This window comes from Herbidospora galbida (assembly GCF_005233835.1).
GTDB lineage: Bacteria > Actinomycetota > Actinomycetes > Streptosporangiales > Streptosporangiaceae > Herbidospora > Herbidospora galbida.
In genome coordinates, this window is record NZ_SZQA01000076.1 from 1 (window position 1) to 16,626 (window position 16,626).

A 16,626-nucleotide genomic window follows, 5' to 3' on the forward strand; every position below is an offset into this window, starting at 1 on the left:
GGCTCGACGCGGGCCTGGACGCCGTACGGGCGACCGACCCGCGACGGATCCGGCGTGAACTGGCGGCCGCCGCGCGCCGGCCCCTCGACTCGCTGACCGCCCTGGCGACGGCGCTGGGCGACTACCACCGCGCCGCGATCGGCGCCCACGACGACCTCGTCAGGGCGGCGGTCGAGGCCGACGTCGCGACGCGGACGAGCGCGCTGCTCGCCGGGGGCGTCGAGGCGCTGCTGCGCGGCTTCGCGCCGGTGATGCGCTGGCGCCGGCCGGTGCTGGAGGTCCGCTATCCGGTCGACCGGGACCTGCACCTGGGCGGCCGGGGGCTGCGGTTCACGCCCTCGTTCTTCTGCGACCGGACGCCGGTCTCCCTCGCCGACCCGGACCTGCCGCCGGTCCTGGTCTACCCGATCGCGGCCGAGCACCGGATCGCCCGCGCCGGGACGGGTGACTCGCTGGCCGGGCTGATGGGCCCGACCCGCGCCGCCGTGCTCGCCGCGCTGCGGCACAGCGCCTCGACCACCCAGCTCGCGGCCCGGCTGCACACCTCGCCGGCCTCGATGAGCCGGCACACCAAGACCCTGCGGCAGGCGGGGCTGATCACCAGCACCCGCCGCGGTCCCGCCGTCCTGCACGACCTGACCCCGCTGGGCCGCCGGCTCCTCGGAGGCGGCTGAGCACCTTTGCGTTGCGGCGCAAAGGTCTTACCGGGGCGGCGGGCGCTGACCGAGTCTGACGGCCATGCGAATCACACGATCCCTCATCTCGGCGGCGTTCGCCCTCCTCATCGGCGTGGCCCTCCCCCTGACCACCGCGTCGTCCGCGCAGGCGGCCTGCGGCACCGCCGTCTCCGGCAGCTACAACTGGGACGGCACCATCAGCACCCACGTCCGGGGCACCAACTGCTCCACCCGGTACGCCCACCTGACGGTGAGCGGCAACGAGAACTGCTGCACCCCGTTCTGGGTGAAGATCGAGCGGCAGCTGTGGGGCAGCTACGGCTGGCTGACCACCAACACCCAGGTCAAGAGCGCCCTCTGGAACGGCTACGTCGAACTGAACACGGCGACGATCCCCTCACGGCCGTCGGACGGGAGCGAACGCTTCCACGCCTGCTGGGGCGTCGGCTCGTCGCAGCCGAGTTCGTGGGACTGCGGCCCCTGGGTCGGCTGACCGCAAGAGGCGCGGCCGCCCTCTCGGGTGGCCGCGCCTCGCACTGCCCGGAAACGTCCGGCCCCGTCCGGCCGGGAGCGTGGTCAGAAGGGCCGGGCCGCCTCGACCAGGGCCTCCATGAGGCGGTTGTCGGCGCCGCGCTCGGGGTGCCACTGCACGCCCACGCAGAAGCGGTGACCCTGCAGTTCGACGCCCTCGACGATCTGGTCGTCGGCCCAGGCCACCGCGAGCAACCCCTGGCCGAGCTTCTTGACCGCCTGGTGGTGCGGCGCGTTCACCTCAAGCCGGTCGCCGACCGCCTTACCGATCTTGCTGGACACGCTGATGATCACGGTGTGCTTCGCGCCGGTGTGCCGGTCGTGCGCCACCACGTCGGGCAGCCACGGGATCAGCGAGCCGCCCAGCGCCACGTTCAGCACGTGCATGCCGCGCGACACCGCGAGCACCGGCTTGCCGGCCGCCACGGCCGCCTTGGCCAGGGCGATCTCGAAGCGGTCACGGTGGGCCTGCGGCTCTTCGACGCGCGACTCGCGCGGCTCGCCGTAGAGGGCGGGGTCGACCTCGATCCCCCCGGCGAGCAGGACGCCGTCGAGTCCGCGCAGATGGTCGTCGACGTTGGCGGGCAGCAACGGGGGCAGCACGACGGGGACGCCCCCGGCCTTCTCCACGGCCCGCGAGTATCCCTGCGGGGAGACCACGGCCTCCCGCACCCACGCACCCCAGCGGGCGGCCTCAAGGTAGCTGGTGATGCCGATGATCGGACGGGCCATGGAGTCTCCAGTAGGTTGCGCGCGACGGCATGCCCATCATGGCGCACCTGATTTCGGTTTTGTCACGTATCCCACGTATCAGTCAGCACACCTCCCACCAACACGAATGACATTCGCGTTTCTTGTCCGAAAATGTCGGGACCTGTGCTCACAGAGGATGACGCGTCGACTACCAACAGTCGCCTTTGGGGTGAATCAGTTGTGACGTGCATCTCAGAGTGGAAGACTCCCAAATGAGCGAAGGTTGTGCCGGGGGGCCGCCGAGCTCGTTCACCCGGAACCGTCAGGGAGGTGGATCGGCAGACCGGAAGAACCTATTCCGGTCACAAGGGTGGGACCATTACATGTCGTTGAATCCGCGCCTCGTCAAAGAGAGTTTCTCCGTCGTCGAGCCAGTCGCGGAGCGAGCAGCCGCGTACTTCTACGGCCGCCTGTTCGCGCAGAGCCCGCATCTCCGGGGCATGTTCCCCCCGGCGATGGACATCACGCGAGACCGGCTGTTCGGCTCGCTGACCCGGATCGTCTGGATGCTGGACAGCCCGGACAGCCTGGGGGGGTATCTGGGACAGCTCGGACGCGACCACCGCAAGTACGGGGTGGTGGCCGAGCACTACACCGCCGTCGGCAACGCGTTGCTGGCGACCATCAAACGCTTCGCGGCCGAGATCTGGAACGCGGAGATCGAGGCGGCCTGGGTGGCCGCCTACACCGCCGCCGCCGACGCGATGATCGGGGCGGCCGACGCCGACGCGGGCAAGAACCCCGCCTGGTGGCTGGCCGAGGTGGTCGACCACGACCGCCGCGCGCCCGACATCACCGTCGTCACGCTCCGGCCCGCCCAGCGCATGGACTTCGTCCCGGGCCAGTACGTCAACGTGCAGGTCGCCCGCTGGCCCCGCGTCTGGCGGACCTACTCCATCGCCAACGCGCCGCGGGCCGACAACACCATCACCCTGCACGTGCGCACCCTGCCGGGCGGCTGGGTGAGCACCGCGCTGGCCCAGCACACCAAGGTCGGCGACCAGATCCTCCTCGGCCCGCCGGTCGGCACCATGGCCCCGCCGGACGGCGAGCGCGACATCCTCTGCGTGGCGGGCGGCACCGGCCTGGCGCCGCTGAAGGCCGTCGTCGAGCAGGTGATCTCCTCGGGACGGCGGCCCAACATCTCCATGATCGTCGGCGCCCGCCGGGCCGCCGAGCTCTACGACCTGCCCGACCTGCGCCGCATGGAGTCGGGCTTCCCGTGGCTGAGCGTGCTGCCGGTGGTGTCGCAGGAGGAGTCGTACACGGGCATGAAGGGCCACCTCGACGAGGTGGTGCCGCGGATCAACGCGTGGACCGGCCACGAGGTCTACGTGTGCGGCCCGGCGAGCATGGTGAACGCGACCGTGCGGCGGCTGCTCGACAGCGGGGTGCCGCTGGCCTCCATCCACCGGGACGCGATCCAGGGCGAACCCTGAACCGCGCCCGCGGACGCTCCGGGCCTGGCACGATGAACGGATGAAAGCCCGGCCGGTCACCCTGGTGACCTTCGTGCTGCCCACCACCCTGCGCCACTGGATCGGTGACGACACCCAGGTGCGCGTGTTCGCCGTCGCGCCCGAGGAGTCGGAGACCCCGACCCTCGGGGGCGCGCTCGACACCCTGCGCCGCACCCACCCCGATCTGGAGGGGCGGCTGCGCGACGAATACGGCGCGCTGCGGCGGCACATCGGCATCTTCGTGTGCGGGGAGAACGCCCGGCGCCTGGGCGGGCTCGACTGCGAGCTCCCCCCGGGCGCCGAGGTCTACGTGCTTCCCGCGCTGAGCTAGTACCGTTCCGCGACCCCGGCGTTGACCTCGGTGAGGACGACGCCGGTCTTGGCGTACCGCACCAGGTTCGACGGCGACGGCGGCTGGGCCAGCGTGGTCTGGGCGTAGCGGACGGTGTCGCCGACCGTGCCCAGGCCGAGGGCCCTGATCGTGGGCGTGCTGACGACGGTGCCGGCGTTGATCCTGCGGGTCGCCGTGTTGAGCACGGTGGCCAGCAGGTCGGCGCGCAGCGTGCGCGGCTGCGTGACCGGCAGGGAGAACACCGCGTCCGCCTCCTGCTGCGACAGCCTGCCGTCGGGGGCCGACCCGTCGGCGCCGTCCCAGCGGGTGTCGGTCGCCTGCACCCGGGCCAGGATCTCGGCCGTGCGCAGGTCGTCGCGGAGCGCCCACAGCGCGCGCAGCATCGGGTTGCGGCTCGGCGCGACCGCGGTGACCGTGGTCGACGACGATGCGGTGACCGGGGCGAACACGCAGGCCCCGCTGCCGTTCTTGTACGCGATCGACACGCTTCCCGCGAAGGTCGCTCCCGGGAGGGCGAGCAGGGTCGGCCGGGCGGTGAAGACGATCGCCCGGTCGCCCGAGTTCGCGGCCAGGTCGCCGGGGTTCCAGGTGAGGGTCCTGGTGCCGTCGGCGTTCAGGGTCACCGTGGCCGGTTTCGGCCCGGCGCCCAGGTCGAGCGGCTTGCTGTAGTAGACGTCCTTCGGCACGGTGGCCGTGACGGCCACGTTCGAGGCGGCGTCACCACCCGCGTTCGCGTAGGTGATCGTGTACGTGATCGCCTCGCCCGCCCCCACCGTCGGGGTCGCCGTCTGGGACACGGTCAGCTTGGGCGCCCGCGCGGTCGTCGCCGCCGAGGCGGTGTTGTCGGTCCTCGACGGGTCGGGCACGCCCTCGGCGTCGGTGCCGGTGACGGTGGCGGTGTTGGTGATCACCGTGCCGTCGGTGATCGTGCAGGGCACCTGGTAGGCGAACGGCGTGGTCGTGGTCGCGCCGGCGGCCAGGTCGGGCAGCGACCGGCGCTGGACCGTTCCGTCGGGCAGGGTGTCGGCGACCTCGATCGACCTCGCCGGGCCGGGGCCGAGGTCGGTGACGCCGACCGTGTAGGAGATGGTGTCGCCGCCCGCCGCCGTCGCGCGGTCGGCGGTCTTGGTGAGCTTCAGGTCGGCCTGCTGCGTCATCGCCTTGAGGTCGCGCTCGGTCAGTTCCCTCGGCAGGTTCCGCCGCACGCCGTCGGCGAAGAAGCCGACGTTCAGGCGGGGGTTGTACTGGATGCCGGCCCAGTCGTCGTGGCCCTTGAGTTCGGTCTTCTCCTGGATGTTGCACCCCTGGCCCGGGTCGCCGATGGAGTCGATCCAGTTGATGTCGGCCTCGGCCTTGGTCTCGGTGTCCCCGTCCTTGCCGTTCCAGTTGACGGGCTGGTCGTTGGCGTCGTCGAGCCGCCACTTGCCGTCGAGTCCCCAGATCATCTTGCGGGCCGGATTCGGCGTCGCGTGGAGGCGCTTGTTCTCGTCGAGTTCCGTCTCCTTCAGCGGCACGCCGAAGGCGGTGCCCTTGGCGGCGCTGCTGTAGTCGAGCGGGCGGTCCGGGTCGCGGCGCGGGAACTGGAAGGCGTAGCTCATCACGCTCAGGTAGTTGGGCTTGCAGTTGACGTGGTCGCCGCCGCCGTGGCCCAGGCTCAGGGTGTGGCCGAGCTCGTGCATGAACGTCGAGCCCTCGATCACCCGCCGGTCGGCGTCGTCGTCGAAGTCCCAGGTGGCGACGGTGACGATGAAGTCGTTGCCGCCTTCGAGGGTGGAGTCGTCGATCTCGGCCTGGCCGGAGGAGTCGGGGTCCGCCTCGTACTGGTGGCCGAAGATCATGTAGCGGTAGACCTGGCGGCGCGCGTTCAGGATGTTCGCGCAGTTCGGGCTCGCGCGGTCGGCCGCGGTGCCGAAGTGGCCGTCGCAGGGGAGGTCGGGTTCGCCGCTCTTGAGGTCGTTGAAGTCGTCGAGGTCACCCGGCCCGGGGTCGTGGAACTTCATCACGTCGATCCGGGGCACCTGCTCGCCGCTGAGGACGTGCAGGTTGACGCCCCGGTACTTGCCGGGTTCGTACTGGTCGACCGGGGCGGCGGCGAACGCGTTGACCACGTCGGTGATCGCGCCGGGCTGGGGAGCCGCACCCTCCATGTGGTCGGCCTCGACGAACAGGTCCTTGCGGTAGGGCAGCGCGCCCATGTCGCCCAGCGCCAGGTCGACCGTGCCGTTCCCGTCGTGGTCGAGGCCCCGGCCGGGGCCCTCCCAGACGTCCATGAGGCCGTCGCCGTCGCCGTCGGTGGTCTTGGCCTTCTCAAGGCAGTCGGGGGTGGTGATGGTGAAGTAGCCGCGCGCCGAGTCGACGGCGCTCTGCTCGCTCTCCCCCGCCAGCGAGGTGACGCCCGCGCCCTGCTGCGCCGTCAGGCCGCCGCCGGTGAAGACACACGTGTTCAGGTCGAACTTCAGGTCGACGTGGTCGCCGGGGGCGCCCCAGTCGATGGGGTCGTCGGCGGTGGAGTCGTCCTGGTCCCACAGCTCCATGTGGATGTCGACCGGGTTCTGGCTGGTGTCGACGTCGGCCGAATGGACCCAGTTGGTCCGGAAGTCGGTGCCGTGGGCGCAGCAGTAGTCGTCCTTGCCGTCGTAGAGCTCCTCATTGCCGATCTTGAACTTCGGGTAGTAGTCGTTGGGACACGGCACGGTCGCGCCCTCGTCACAGGAGATCTCGACGACGCGGTAGAGGTGGACGGTGACCTTCACGGTCGCCGCGTGGGCCGGCGGGGCGACGAGAAAGGCCGCCACGACCAGTAACCCGGTCAGGGCGGCCTGCACTCTTCTCATTTCGGGGTGCTCCTTCCGCGATGCTCGTGATCGCAGGATGGAGCCGCCCGGGGGGCGGGTGCCTGAGCACCCTGGTACTCAAATCAGGGCGAGACCCGCCCGTTGGCGTTGAAGGCCGCGTGGGTGAGCGGCATGAGCCCGGCCCAGAGGGCCTCCATCTTCTCGGCCACCATCTCGATCTCGCGCTGCGGGAACGACGGGACGACGGCCCGGTCGTCCTTGGTCCGCAGCGACAGGAAGTGCATCAGCGCGCGGGCGTTGCAGGTGGCGTACATGGAGGAGAACAGCCCGACGGGGAGCACGGCCCGCGCCACCTCACGGGCCACCCCGGCCTCGAGCATCTTCTGGTACGCCGCGTAGGAGGCCCGGTAGGACTCCTCCATCGTCTCGGAGACGAGGGTGTGCTGCTCGGGGGTGCCGTCGACGAAGACGTACTTGCCGGGGCGGCCCTCCTGCACCAGCTTGCGGTCGGGGCCGGGCACGTAGAAGACCGGCTGCAGCTCCCGGTAGCGGCCGCTCTCCTCGTTGTAGGACCACACGCGGTGGCGGTGGAACTCGCGGAACACGAAGATCGGCGCGCTGATGAAGAAGGTCATCGAGTTGTGCTCGAACGGCGACCCGTGCCGGTCGCGCATCAGGAAGTTGATCAGGCCCTTGGACCGTTCAGGATCTTTGTGGATCTCCTCCAGCGACTGCTCCCCCGCCGTCGAGACCCGGGCCGCCCACAGCACGTCCGAATCGGACGCGCTGTGTTTGACCAGTTCAACGGATACATCACTCTGCAACTTCACCATGGGCCACGAGCATAACGACCTCAGGTGATGTCGCGGCGGGTGGTGGTGAGGTTGGCGACGAGGGCGAACAGCAGGGCGTAGGCCACCAGGACGAGCGCGCCGCCCCAGGCGGGCAGCAGGTTCGGCTGCCCGAGGCCGGTGTCGAAGTCGATGTTCATCAGCGCCTGCGCCGCCCCGCCGGGCAGCCACTTGCCGACCGTCTGCAGGGCCGGGAAGGCGCCCAGGATCGACTCGATCACGTACGCCCACACGATGCCGCCGATCAGCGCGGCCACCTGGTTGCGCACGAGCGCGCCGAGGCCGATGCCGAACAGGGCGTACAGGACCAGGGTGGCGAACACCCCGAGGGTGAGCTGCGGGATGCGGCCGGACGTCAGGTCGATCGAGCCGCCGCCGATGAGCACGGCGGTGATGGCCACGATGCCGGTGAACAGCAGCGAGATCACCGCGAAGAACACGCCGACGAGCACCCCGGCGCCGAGCTTGGCGGCGATGACGCGGCCGCGCTTGGGCGTGGTGAGGAACGTGCCGGTGATCGTCTGGTAGCGGTATTCACTGGTCATCAGCACGATGCCGAGGATCATCGTGAAGATGTTGGCCCCGGAGGAGAAGCTGAGGGCCAGCGGCAGCCACGCGGGGTCGTCGAGCGCGGGCAGGCCGGGCTGCCCGTTGGCGGGCGCGACCCCGGCCTGCGCGATGAGGAAGGCCAGGCCGAACGCGGTGAAGGCGAACATGACCAGGGCCATCGCCCACCACAGGCGGGTGGTGAAGAGCTTCTGGAGCTCCGCGCGGATCAGGTTCGTCATGCCTGGGCCCCCTCGCCGGTCAGTTCGAGGAAGACGCTCTGCAGGTCGGAGCGCTCGTGGATGACCTCGGTGAGGAGCACCCGCTGGTCGAGGGCCAGGCGGCCGATCTCCTCGGCGTCCAGGCCCTTGACCCGGAGCACGCCCGGTTCGACCTCCTCGACCTCCGCGCCGGCGGCGCGCAGGGCGGGGGCGAAGTCGTCCTTGGTCTTCACCCGGACCGCGCCGCCGCCGTTGCCGGTGAGTTCGGCGAGGGTGCCCTGGCGGACCAGCCGGCCCTTGGCGATGATCACCACGTTGTCGACGGTCTGCTCGACCTCGGCCAGCACGTGGCTGGAGACCAGCACGGCCGCGCCGGTGTCGCGGGCCAGGTGGCGCAGGAAGCCCCGCAGCCACTGGATGCCCGCCGGGTCGAGGCCGTTGGCGGGCTCGTCGAGGATGAAGATCTTCGGCTGGCCGAGCAGCGCGCCCGCGAGGGCCAGCCGCTGGCGCATGCCGAGGGAGAAGCCGCCGACGCGCTTCCTGGCGGCGTCGGCGAGGCCGACCTGTTCGAGCGCCTCGTCCGGCCGGGAGGCCGGCAGGCCCGCCGCGGTGGTCATGATGCGCAGGTGGTCGCGGGCGGTGCGGCCCGGGTGGAAGCTGGTGGCCTCCAGGACCGCGCCGACCTCGTTGAGCGGGTGGTCGAGGCTGGCGTACCGCTGCCCGTTGACCAGGGCCTCCCCCGCGTCGGGGGTGACGAGGCCGAGCAGGGAGCGCAGGGTGGTGGTCTTGCCGGCGCCGTTGGGGCCGAGATAGCCCGTGACGGTGCCGGCTTCCACCGTGAAGGAGACGTCGTCGACGGCGCGGACGGCGCCGAACGACTTGCTGAGGTTGCGGATCTCTATGGCAGTCATGGCGCTTTCAAGTCTTTCTGCCAAGATCTGCTGGTTCCTCCTACCTAAAGAGGATTTAAAGTCGGTAGATCCGACGAGCGTTTCCCGACCCGATCATCCCCGCGACCCGTTCCGCGTCTCCGCTCGACCAGTCACCCGCGTCGATGCGGGCGGCCAGTTCGCGGGCCAGCACGGTGCGGTGGCGCAGGGCGCCCAGGTAGACGGTCTCGGCGACGCCCCAGCCGCCCGAGCCGAACATGATCTTGTGGAACGGCGCCAGGCCGAGCACCTCCGCGAACCCGTCGTGGACGTCGACGTGCACATGCGGGAACGTGGCGGCCAGGAACGCGGCCGCCCGCTCGTACGGCGAGCAGTGCAGCAGGATGACCGGCACCCCGAGCGGCCCCAGCGCCCTGATGAAGGGGACCAGCGCGGTCGGGTCGGACCTGTGCAGCACGCCCGGGTCGACCCCCGAGTGGCCGCACGGGATCTGCAGCGGCATCGCCCGCTCCCGCGCGACGTCGACGCCGGTCCAGAGCAGGTGGCGCAGCAGCACCGGATCGGTGAGCGGCTTCTTCGGCTCGGCGGCCCGTCGTCCGGCCGCCGCGAGCACGGCCCCGCGCGCCGGCCGGACCGGATCGACGTCGAGCCCGCACCGGTAGCCGATCACGGTCGACAGCCCGACCGCCCGGGAGGCCCGCGCGGCCACCTCGCCCCGCAGCCGGTCGAGGTAGGCGGGCGCGCTCAGGCCCTCTTCGGCGACGTCCTGCTCGACCCGTTCGAGCCGGACGATCTCGTCGGAGGCCGCGCCGCCGAGCCGTCCGGTCTCGGCCACCGACAGCAGGTCGGGCGAGGCCTCGGTGCCGGTGTCGACCAGGAAGGCGACGACCCCGGCGGCCCGCAGCAGCGTCCGGTTGACCTCGGCGGCGCCGAGTTCGGCCCGCCGGGCCAGGTAGACGGCGGCGGGGGCGTGCGGTTCGAGCCCCAGGACGGGCGCGCACCAGCGACGGATCGCCACGCCCTCGGGGGTGTCGAAGTGGGTCGTCCCGGGCGGCGCGGGATGGCCCGCCCGGGTGATCAGCGTCTCGAACTGGGCCCTGACCAGGTCGTCGCGGCGCACCCCCTGGCAGTGGTGGTCGACCAGGGGCGCCGCCAGCGCCGCCCGGACCGGACCCGGCAGCACCGGCGTCATCTTTCCTCGTCCCCCTCGTTGCGACAGGGTCAGGACTCTAGGGCCGGTGACGCCGGGCGGTCAGGCGATCGGTGCGATCTTTACCGGGCCAGCCTGAGCACGTTGGCGATGATCTTCGCGCCCGCGCCGCCCTCGGTGGTGAGGATCGACTCGGGGTGGAACTGCACCCCGAACCGGCGGTTGGCGACGTCCTCGATGGCCATGACCGCGCCGTCGGCGGTCGCCGCCGTGACCGTGAAGCCCTGCACGCCCGGGTGCTTGGCGTGCACCGAGTGGTAGCGGGCCGCGGTGAACGCCTCGGGCAGCCCGTCGAGCAGCGCGCTGTCGCCCTCGCGCTTGATCTGCCCGCGCTTGCCGTGCTCGGGGTAGGGCAGCAGGTCGAGCTGCCCGCCCGCCTGCTCGACCATGGCCTGCAGGCCGAGGCAGACCCCGAAGACGGGCAGGTTCCGCTCGTAGAGGGCGGCGACGAGCCGGTCGGTGCCGAAGTCGGACGGCCAGCCGGGGCCGGGAGACAGCACGACCAGGGTCGGCGCGACCTCCTCGATCATCGTGAGCGGGAAGCCGTGGCGCAGCGTGACGACCCTGGCGCCCTGCTGGCGGAAGTAGTCGGCCAGGGTGTTGACGAACGAGTCCTCGTAGTCGACCAGGAGCACGGTGTGGCCCTCGCCGGGCTGCTCGGCGGCGACCGCCTCCTGGGCGACCTCGCCCCGGCCGACCGCCGCCAGCGCGCCCAGCAGGGCGCTGGCCTTGAGCTCGGTCTCGCGCTCCTCGGCGTCGGGGTCGGAGTCGAACAGCAGCGTCGCGCCCGCCCGGACGGTCGCCACGCCGTGCTTGATCTGGGCGGTGCGCAGCGTCAGGCCGGTGTTCATGGAGCCGTCGAAGCCGATGAAGCCGACCGCGCCGCCGTACCAGCGGCGGGTGGTGGCCTCGTTGTCCTCGATGAACTGCATCGCCCACGTCTTCGGGGCGCCCGTGACGGTCACCGCCCACATGTGAGTGAGGAAGGCGTCGAGGGCGTCGAACTCGGGGCGCAGGTAGCCCTCGATGTGGTCGACGGTGTGGATCAGGCGGGAGTACATCTCGATCTGACGGCGGCCGATGACCTTGACCGAGCCGGGCACGCAGATGCGCGACTTGTCGTTGCGGTCGACGTCGGTGCACATGGTCAGCTCCGACTCCTCCTTCACGCTGGACAGGAGGGTGCGGATCGCCTCGGCGTCCTCGACCGGGTTGGCGCCCCGGGCGATGGTGCCGGAGATCGGGCAGGTCTCCACCCGCTCGCCGGTGACCCGGACGTACATCTCGGGCGAGGCCCCGACCAGGTGCTCGCCCTCGCCGAGGCTGATGATGAACTCGTACGGCGCCGGGTTGCTGGTGCGCAGCCCCCGGTAGAAGGCGGGCGGGTCGTCGCAGGGGGCGTGGAAGACCTGGCCGGGCACGACCTCGAACAGGTCGCCGCGCTTGAACTTCTCCTTGGCCTTGGCGACGACGTCGGCGTAGGCGCCCCTGACCGGGTCGGCCGGGATGTCGGCGGCCTTGACGAGCGGGCTGGAGTCGCCGGTGCGGGGCAGGCCCTTGGTGCTCTTCCCGTCGAACTCGAACTCGTAGGAGTACTCCAGCACGGTCTCCTTCACCCGGTCGATCACCACGAGGCGGTCGGGCAGGTGCAGGACCAGGTCGCGCTGGTCGTCGGGGCGGGTGAGCTCGTAGCGGATCGGCTCGAACTGGAAGGCCAGGTCGTAGCCGAACGCGCCGTAGAGGCCCAGGTGCTGGTCGGCGCCCTTGAACGCGGCGATGACCTCGCGGATCGCGGTGAAGACCGTGGGCCGGCGCGAGCGCATCTCCTCGGGCAGCCACTCATCGGACTCGGCCACCTCGACCTCGGTGAAGGTGGCGGTGGGCGTGCCGACGACCTCACCGGCGGCGCGGAGACAGGCCGCGACGGCGGGGAGCACGACGGCGCCCCGGTCGTTGAGCGCGCGGGCCGAGATGCGGCGGCCCCGCGCGACGAGCTCCAGGCAGGGGTCGGCGTAGCCGAAGGCCCATCGGCTGTACCTGCCCGGATAGTCCATGCCCGAGGAGAACGCCCCGCCCCGGCGAGTGCCGAGCGAGTCGACGATCTCCTCCAGGGCCGCCTCGGGGACGGCGCGCACCACGCGCTCGACCCCGATGCCGCCCGCTGTGGTGTAACCGCTGGTCTCCACTGTCGCCCCTTGATCCACTCATGCCCCGGGGGCGGAAACACAGAAGGCCGCCCAATCCCGGGGCGGCCTGTTTCGATTCGCGAGAAACCTGAGCTGAGGGCCGCCTGCTAGCGGCGCCACCACTGCTGCTGAGGAATTCGCATGCGGCACACAATAACACGCCGCACTCCGCATGTCGGGCAATCCGCCGGGCGAGACGCGGACGGCCGCAGGCCGGCCGTGGCTCGCCTCAGGAATCTGGCCGACAAGCAAAGCGACCGCTCGGCGCGTCCAGCCTGCCGCTCGTCGATGGGAGCTCCACCTGTGACACCCGTCACTTTACGCTCCAATCGACAACCTGTCGGAAGGAGAGTCCGTTGACGGATCCACGTTCCCCCAGATCGGACCGCAGCCGCTGGAACTGGGTGTTGTTGCCGGCGATCGTCGTCCCGCTCATACCGGCCCTGTTCAACCATGAGGAACCCCGGCTCTTCGGCGTCCCGCTGTTCTACTGGCTGCAGCTCGCCTTCCTGGTCATCAGCGTGTCGGCGACCCTGATCGTCTACCGGGTGACCCGCCGATGAACGAGCACATCACCGAGATCGTCATCTTCACCGCCCTGTTCCTGCTGGTCAGCGGGATGGGCTTCGTGGCCGCGCGGTGGCGGCGGGCCGACGACCTGGCCTCGCTCAACGAGTGGGGGCTGGGCGGGCGCAACTTCGGGTCGTGGATCACGTGGTTCCTGGTCGGCGGGGACCTCTACACGGCGTACACGTTCGTGGCGGTGCCGGCGCTGCTCTTCGGAGCCGGGGCGACCGGGTTCTTCGCGGTGCCCTACACGGTCATCACCTATCCGCTGGTCATGCTGGTGCTGATCCGGCTGTGGTCGGTGTCCCACGTGCACGGCCTGGTGACGCCCGCCGACTTCGTGCGGGTGCGGTTCGGCTCGCCGACCCTGGCGCTGCTGGTCGCGATCACCGGGATCGTGGCGACGATGCCGTACATCGCACTGCAGCTCATCGGCATCGAGGCCGTGCTCAAGACGATGGGCGTCACCGGTGACCTGCCGCTGATCATCGCGTTCGCGATCCTGGCGGCGTACACCTACCAGAGCGGGCTGCGGGCCCCGGCGCTGATCGCGTTCGTGAAGGACATCCTCATCTACGTCGTGATCCTCGTCGCGGTGATCTACATCCCGGCGAAGCTCGGCGGGTTCGGGTCGATCTTCGACGCGGCGGACGCCAAGTTCGCCCAGACCCCCGCGCCCGGCGACGGGACCCTGCTGAACGCCAACAACCAGCTGCAGTACATCACCCTGGCGCTGGGGTCGGCGATGGCGCTGTTCCTCTACCCGCACAGCGTGACCGGGGTGCTCGCCTCGCGGTCGCGCGACGTGATCAAGCGGAACATGTCGGCGCTGCCGGCCTACAGCCTGCTGCTGGGGCTCATCGCGCTGCTCGGCTACATGGCCATCGCGGCCGGGATCACCCCGATCGGCACCGACGTGAACACGGTCGTGCCGCAGCTGTTCGACCAGATGTTCCCCGACTGGTTCACCGGGGTGGCGTTCGCGGCCATCGGCATCGGCGCGCTGGTCCCGGCGGCGATCATGTCGATCGCGGCGGCGAACCTGTTCACCCGCAACATCTACAAGGAGTACATCCGGCGCGACGCCACCGACGCGCAGGAGGCCCGGGTCAGCAAGCTGACCTCGCTGGTCGTCAAGGTCGGCGCGGTGCTGTGCATCCTGCTGATCGACCCGCAGTTCTCCATCGACCTGCAGCTGATCGGCGGGGTCATCATCCTGCAGACGCTGCCGTCGGTGGCGCTGGGGCTGTTCACGCGGTGGTTCCACCGGGTGGGGCTGATCGCGGGCTGGACGGCCGGGATGACGGCCGGGATGGTGCTGCTCTACAACATCGCGAACCCGGCCAACAACCACGCCCACTTCGGCGGGTCGGCGTTCCCGCTGAGCAAGCTCGGCTTCGACACGCCGATGACGGTCTACGCCGGGTTCCTGGCGCTGATCGTCAACCTGGCCGTCGCCGCCCTGGCGACGGTGATCGCCCGCCGCCTCGGGTCGTCCGAGGGCGTCGACGGCACCAGGGCCCGCGACTACACGGCCGACGCCGGGGATCCCGAGGTCAAGGACGACGTGGAGCTGGCGGGGTCCACCTGATTCTCAGGAGCGTCTCACCTGGCGCTCATGCGCGTTTCCTAGCCTGAGCGTCATGACAGACCACGACGAGGGCAACCGGGTCAGCCGGCGCACGATGATCGCCGGGGTGGGCTCGATCGGGCTCGGCACGCTGCTCGCGGCGTGCGGGTCCGGCGGGCCCGCCCCGGTGACGACCTCCACGGGGGCCACGGCGACCATCACCCCCCGGGCGGCCACCGGCGACCTCACGGCGCTCTTCGAGTCGTCCGGCACGTGCGTGCTGACGCCCTCCACCACCCCGGGGCCCTACTACTTCGACGCCGACCGGATCCGGTCGGACATCCGGGAGGACCGGCCCGGCACCCGGCTCGACCTGGCGATCCGGGTGCGCGACAGCGAGACGTGCGCACCGCTGAAGGACGCGGTGGTGGAGATCTGGCACTGCGACGCGGGCGGCCTCTACTCCGGCGCCGAGTCGGCCTCGACGGGCGGGCCCGGCGGCGGGGGCGGCGGCGACCTGGTGCCCGCCGACGGCAACCGCTACCTGCGCGGGGCCCAGGTGACCAACGCCGACGGGATCGTCACGTTCACCACGATCTGGCCGGGGTGGTACCCGGGTCGTACCGTGCACGTCCACGCCATGGTCCACGTGGGCGGCGACCGGACCCTCACCACCCAGGTCATGTTCGACGAGGCGCTCAACGACGCGGTGCTGGCGGCGGAGCCGTACGCGGGACGGGGCGGACGCGACACCCGCAACGAGAACGACTCGATCTTCCAGGCCGCCATGGTCATGAAGACCGTACGGGCCGGCGACGGCCACCGGGGCGCGATCACGTTCGACGCCGACCCCGACCGGAACGGACGCTAGCCCCTCCCCCACATCTCTGCGATCATCGGCGAGCACCGTACGTAACGGGAGGGAACGCCGATGGCAGAGCCGGCGCACGACGGGGGCGGCCTGGCCGGGGCCGCCCGGACGGCGGGACGGATTCTGATCCTCATCGCCCTGACAGCTGTGATCCTCTGGATGGTCGTTCAGGTCAAGACCGTCGCGATCAGCATCATTCTGGCGATCTTCATCACCACGCTCATGATGCCCCTGGCCCGCGCCCTGCGAGACATCGGCCTGAACCGGGCCCTGTCCACCATGGGCGCCTTCATCGGCGTGATCGTGGTGCTGGCCGCCTTCATCGCGGTGCTGGTGCCGCCGACGATCGACGGGTTCGCCGAGCTGAACGCCAGCATCGGCCAGGTGGTCGCCGACCTGCAGAAGACCGCCGCCGGGTTCGGCCTCGACCACGCGAAGCTCCAGGAGATCGTCGCCGACGTCCAGACCTACCTGTCGCAACGGGGCGAGGGGATCGCGACGGGGGCGCTCACCGGCGTCCGCACCGCCGGCGAGATCGTGGTCGGCGCCGTCCTCGCCCTGATCCTGGCGGTCTACCTGGTCCACGGCGGCGACCACCTGGTCCACTGGGTGGCCGACCTCGCGCCGCACGGCAGCCGGGGCCACGTCCTGAACACCTGCCGGATCGTGTTCGACGTCGTCGGCCGCTACGTCCGGGGCGTGGCCGCCGTCGGGTTCGTCGACGCGTTCTTCATCGGCATCACGCTGTGGATCCTCGGGGTGCCGATCGCGCTGCCGCTGGCGGTGCTGACGTTCGTCGGCGCGTTCCTGCCGGTCATCGGGGCGCTGTTCGCCGGTCTGCTGGCGGCCGTGGTGGCGTTCGTCGCCAAGGGGTGGATCGTGGCCCTGATCGTGATCGCGGTGACGATCCTCGTGCAGCAGCTCGAAGGGCACGTCCTGGCGCCGCTGATCTACGGGAAGGCGCTCGACCTGCCCGGGGCGGTGATCCTGGTGGCGCTGGCGGTGGGCGGCGTCGTCGCGGGGATCGTCGGCGCGTTCCTGGCCGCCCCGGTGGCGTCGGTGATCGTGGCGCTCATCCGCAACGCCCAGGGGCGCTCCCCCGACGCGGGCCCGCCCGCGGCCCCGCCGCCGGCCGCACCCCCGGCC

15 protein-coding genes are annotated in these 16,626 nt (G+C 71.0%); 8 read left to right on the plus strand and 7 right to left on the minus strand.

Annotated elements, in window-relative coordinates:
- Positions 1 to 674 (plus strand): ArsR/SmtB family transcription factor (locus tag FDA94_RS37870; protein WP_212735694.1); only part of this gene is annotated, 674 nt, incomplete at its 5' end.
- A 64-nt stretch (positions 675 to 738) separates the two neighbouring features.
- Positions 739 to 1,170: a hypothetical protein gene (locus tag FDA94_RS37875; RefSeq protein ID WP_137251839.1), complete on the plus strand. Its 432-nt coding sequence runs from the start codon at positions 739 to 741 to the stop codon at positions 1,168 to 1,170.
- Positions 1,171 to 1,253: 83 nt separating this feature from the next.
- On the opposite strand, the gene FDA94_RS37880 is transcribed toward FDA94_RS37875, so the two are convergent.
- Positions 1,254 to 1,940 carry a gamma-glutamyl-gamma-aminobutyrate hydrolase family protein gene (locus tag FDA94_RS37880; protein ID WP_137251840.1) on the minus strand — a complete coding sequence of 229 codons (687 nt, stop codon included), beginning with the start codon at positions 1,938 to 1,940 and terminating at the stop codon, positions 1,254 to 1,256.
- A gap of 344 nt (positions 1,941 to 2,284) precedes the next feature.
- Here FDA94_RS37880 and FDA94_RS37885 point away from each other — a divergent pair, with 344 nt between their 5' ends.
- Together FDA94_RS37885 and FDA94_RS37890 are read left to right on the plus strand one after the other, a co-directional pair.
- Complete coding sequence (locus FDA94_RS37885; protein WP_137251841.1) at positions 2,285 to 3,400, plus strand: FAD-binding oxidoreductase; 1,116 nt, start codon at positions 2,285 to 2,287, stop codon at positions 3,398 to 3,400.
- 40 nt (positions 3,401 to 3,440) lie between these two features.
- Positions 3,441 to 3,752: a ubiquitin family protein gene (locus FDA94_RS37890; RefSeq protein WP_137251842.1), complete on the plus strand. Its 312-nt coding sequence runs from the start codon at positions 3,441 to 3,443 to the stop codon at positions 3,750 to 3,752.
- Here the strand turns inward: FDA94_RS37890 and FDA94_RS37895 are convergent.
- From FDA94_RS37895 to FDA94_RS37920, 6 genes are all read right to left on the minus strand, one after another.
- Positions 3,749 to 6,607: a DUF7507 domain-containing protein gene (locus FDA94_RS37895; protein ID WP_137251843.1), complete on the minus strand. Its 2,859-nt coding sequence runs from the start codon at positions 6,605 to 6,607 to the stop codon at positions 3,749 to 3,751. The genes FDA94_RS37890 and FDA94_RS37895 overlap by 4 nt on opposite strands.
- Positions 6,608 to 6,690: 83 nt before the next feature.
- Positions 6,691 to 7,401 carry an FAD-dependent thymidylate synthase gene (gene thyX, locus FDA94_RS37900; protein ID WP_137251844.1) on the minus strand — a complete coding sequence of 237 codons (711 nt, stop codon included), beginning with the start codon at positions 7,399 to 7,401 and terminating at the stop codon, positions 6,691 to 6,693.
- A gap of 20 nt (positions 7,402 to 7,421) precedes the next feature.
- Entirely contained in the window at positions 7,422 to 8,207 is a 786-nt protein-coding gene (locus FDA94_RS37905; RefSeq protein WP_137251845.1) for an ABC transporter permease, read from the minus strand.
- The gene (locus tag FDA94_RS37910; protein WP_137251846.1) at positions 8,204 to 9,097 is read right to left on the minus strand and encodes an ABC transporter ATP-binding protein; all 894 of its coding nucleotides are present in this window, start codon (positions 9,095 to 9,097) and stop codon (positions 8,204 to 8,206) included. Before FDA94_RS37910 ends, FDA94_RS37905 begins: the two co-directional genes overlap by 4 nt.
- A 55-nt stretch (positions 9,098 to 9,152) precedes the next feature.
- The gene (locus tag FDA94_RS37915) at positions 9,153 to 10,268 is read right to left on the minus strand and encodes an amidohydrolase family protein (RefSeq protein ID WP_137251847.1); all 1,116 of its coding nucleotides are present in this window, start codon (positions 10,266 to 10,268) and stop codon (positions 9,153 to 9,155) included.
- A gap of 80 nt (positions 10,269 to 10,348) precedes the next feature.
- The gene (locus FDA94_RS37920; protein WP_137251848.1) at positions 10,349 to 12,472 is read right to left on the minus strand and encodes an anthranilate synthase component I; all 2,124 of its coding nucleotides are present in this window, start codon (positions 12,470 to 12,472) and stop codon (positions 10,349 to 10,351) included.
- 356 nt (positions 12,473 to 12,828) lie between these two features.
- On the opposite strand from FDA94_RS37920, the gene FDA94_RS37925 reads away from it, so the two are divergent.
- From FDA94_RS37925 to FDA94_RS37940, 4 genes are all read left to right on the plus strand, one after another.
- The gene (locus FDA94_RS37925; RefSeq protein ID WP_137251849.1) at positions 12,829 to 13,035 is read left to right on the plus strand and encodes a DUF3311 domain-containing protein; all 207 of its coding nucleotides are present in this window, start codon (positions 12,829 to 12,831) and stop codon (positions 13,033 to 13,035) included.
- A complete protein-coding gene (mctP, locus tag FDA94_RS37930) occupies positions 13,032 to 14,630 on the plus strand; it encodes a monocarboxylate uptake permease MctP (RefSeq protein ID WP_137251850.1) in 1,599 nt (532 codons plus the stop codon). The genes FDA94_RS37925 and mctP overlap by 4 nt, the downstream gene beginning before the upstream one ends.
- A gap of 52 nt (positions 14,631 to 14,682) precedes the next feature.
- Complete coding sequence (locus FDA94_RS37935; protein ID WP_137251851.1) at positions 14,683 to 15,480, plus strand: intradiol ring-cleavage dioxygenase; 798 nt, start codon at positions 14,683 to 14,685, stop codon at positions 15,478 to 15,480.
- Positions 15,481 to 15,540: 60 nt separating this feature from the next.
- The coding region (locus FDA94_RS37940; protein WP_137251852.1) for an AI-2E family transporter at positions 15,541 to 16,626 on the plus strand (1,086 nt) is incomplete at its 3' end.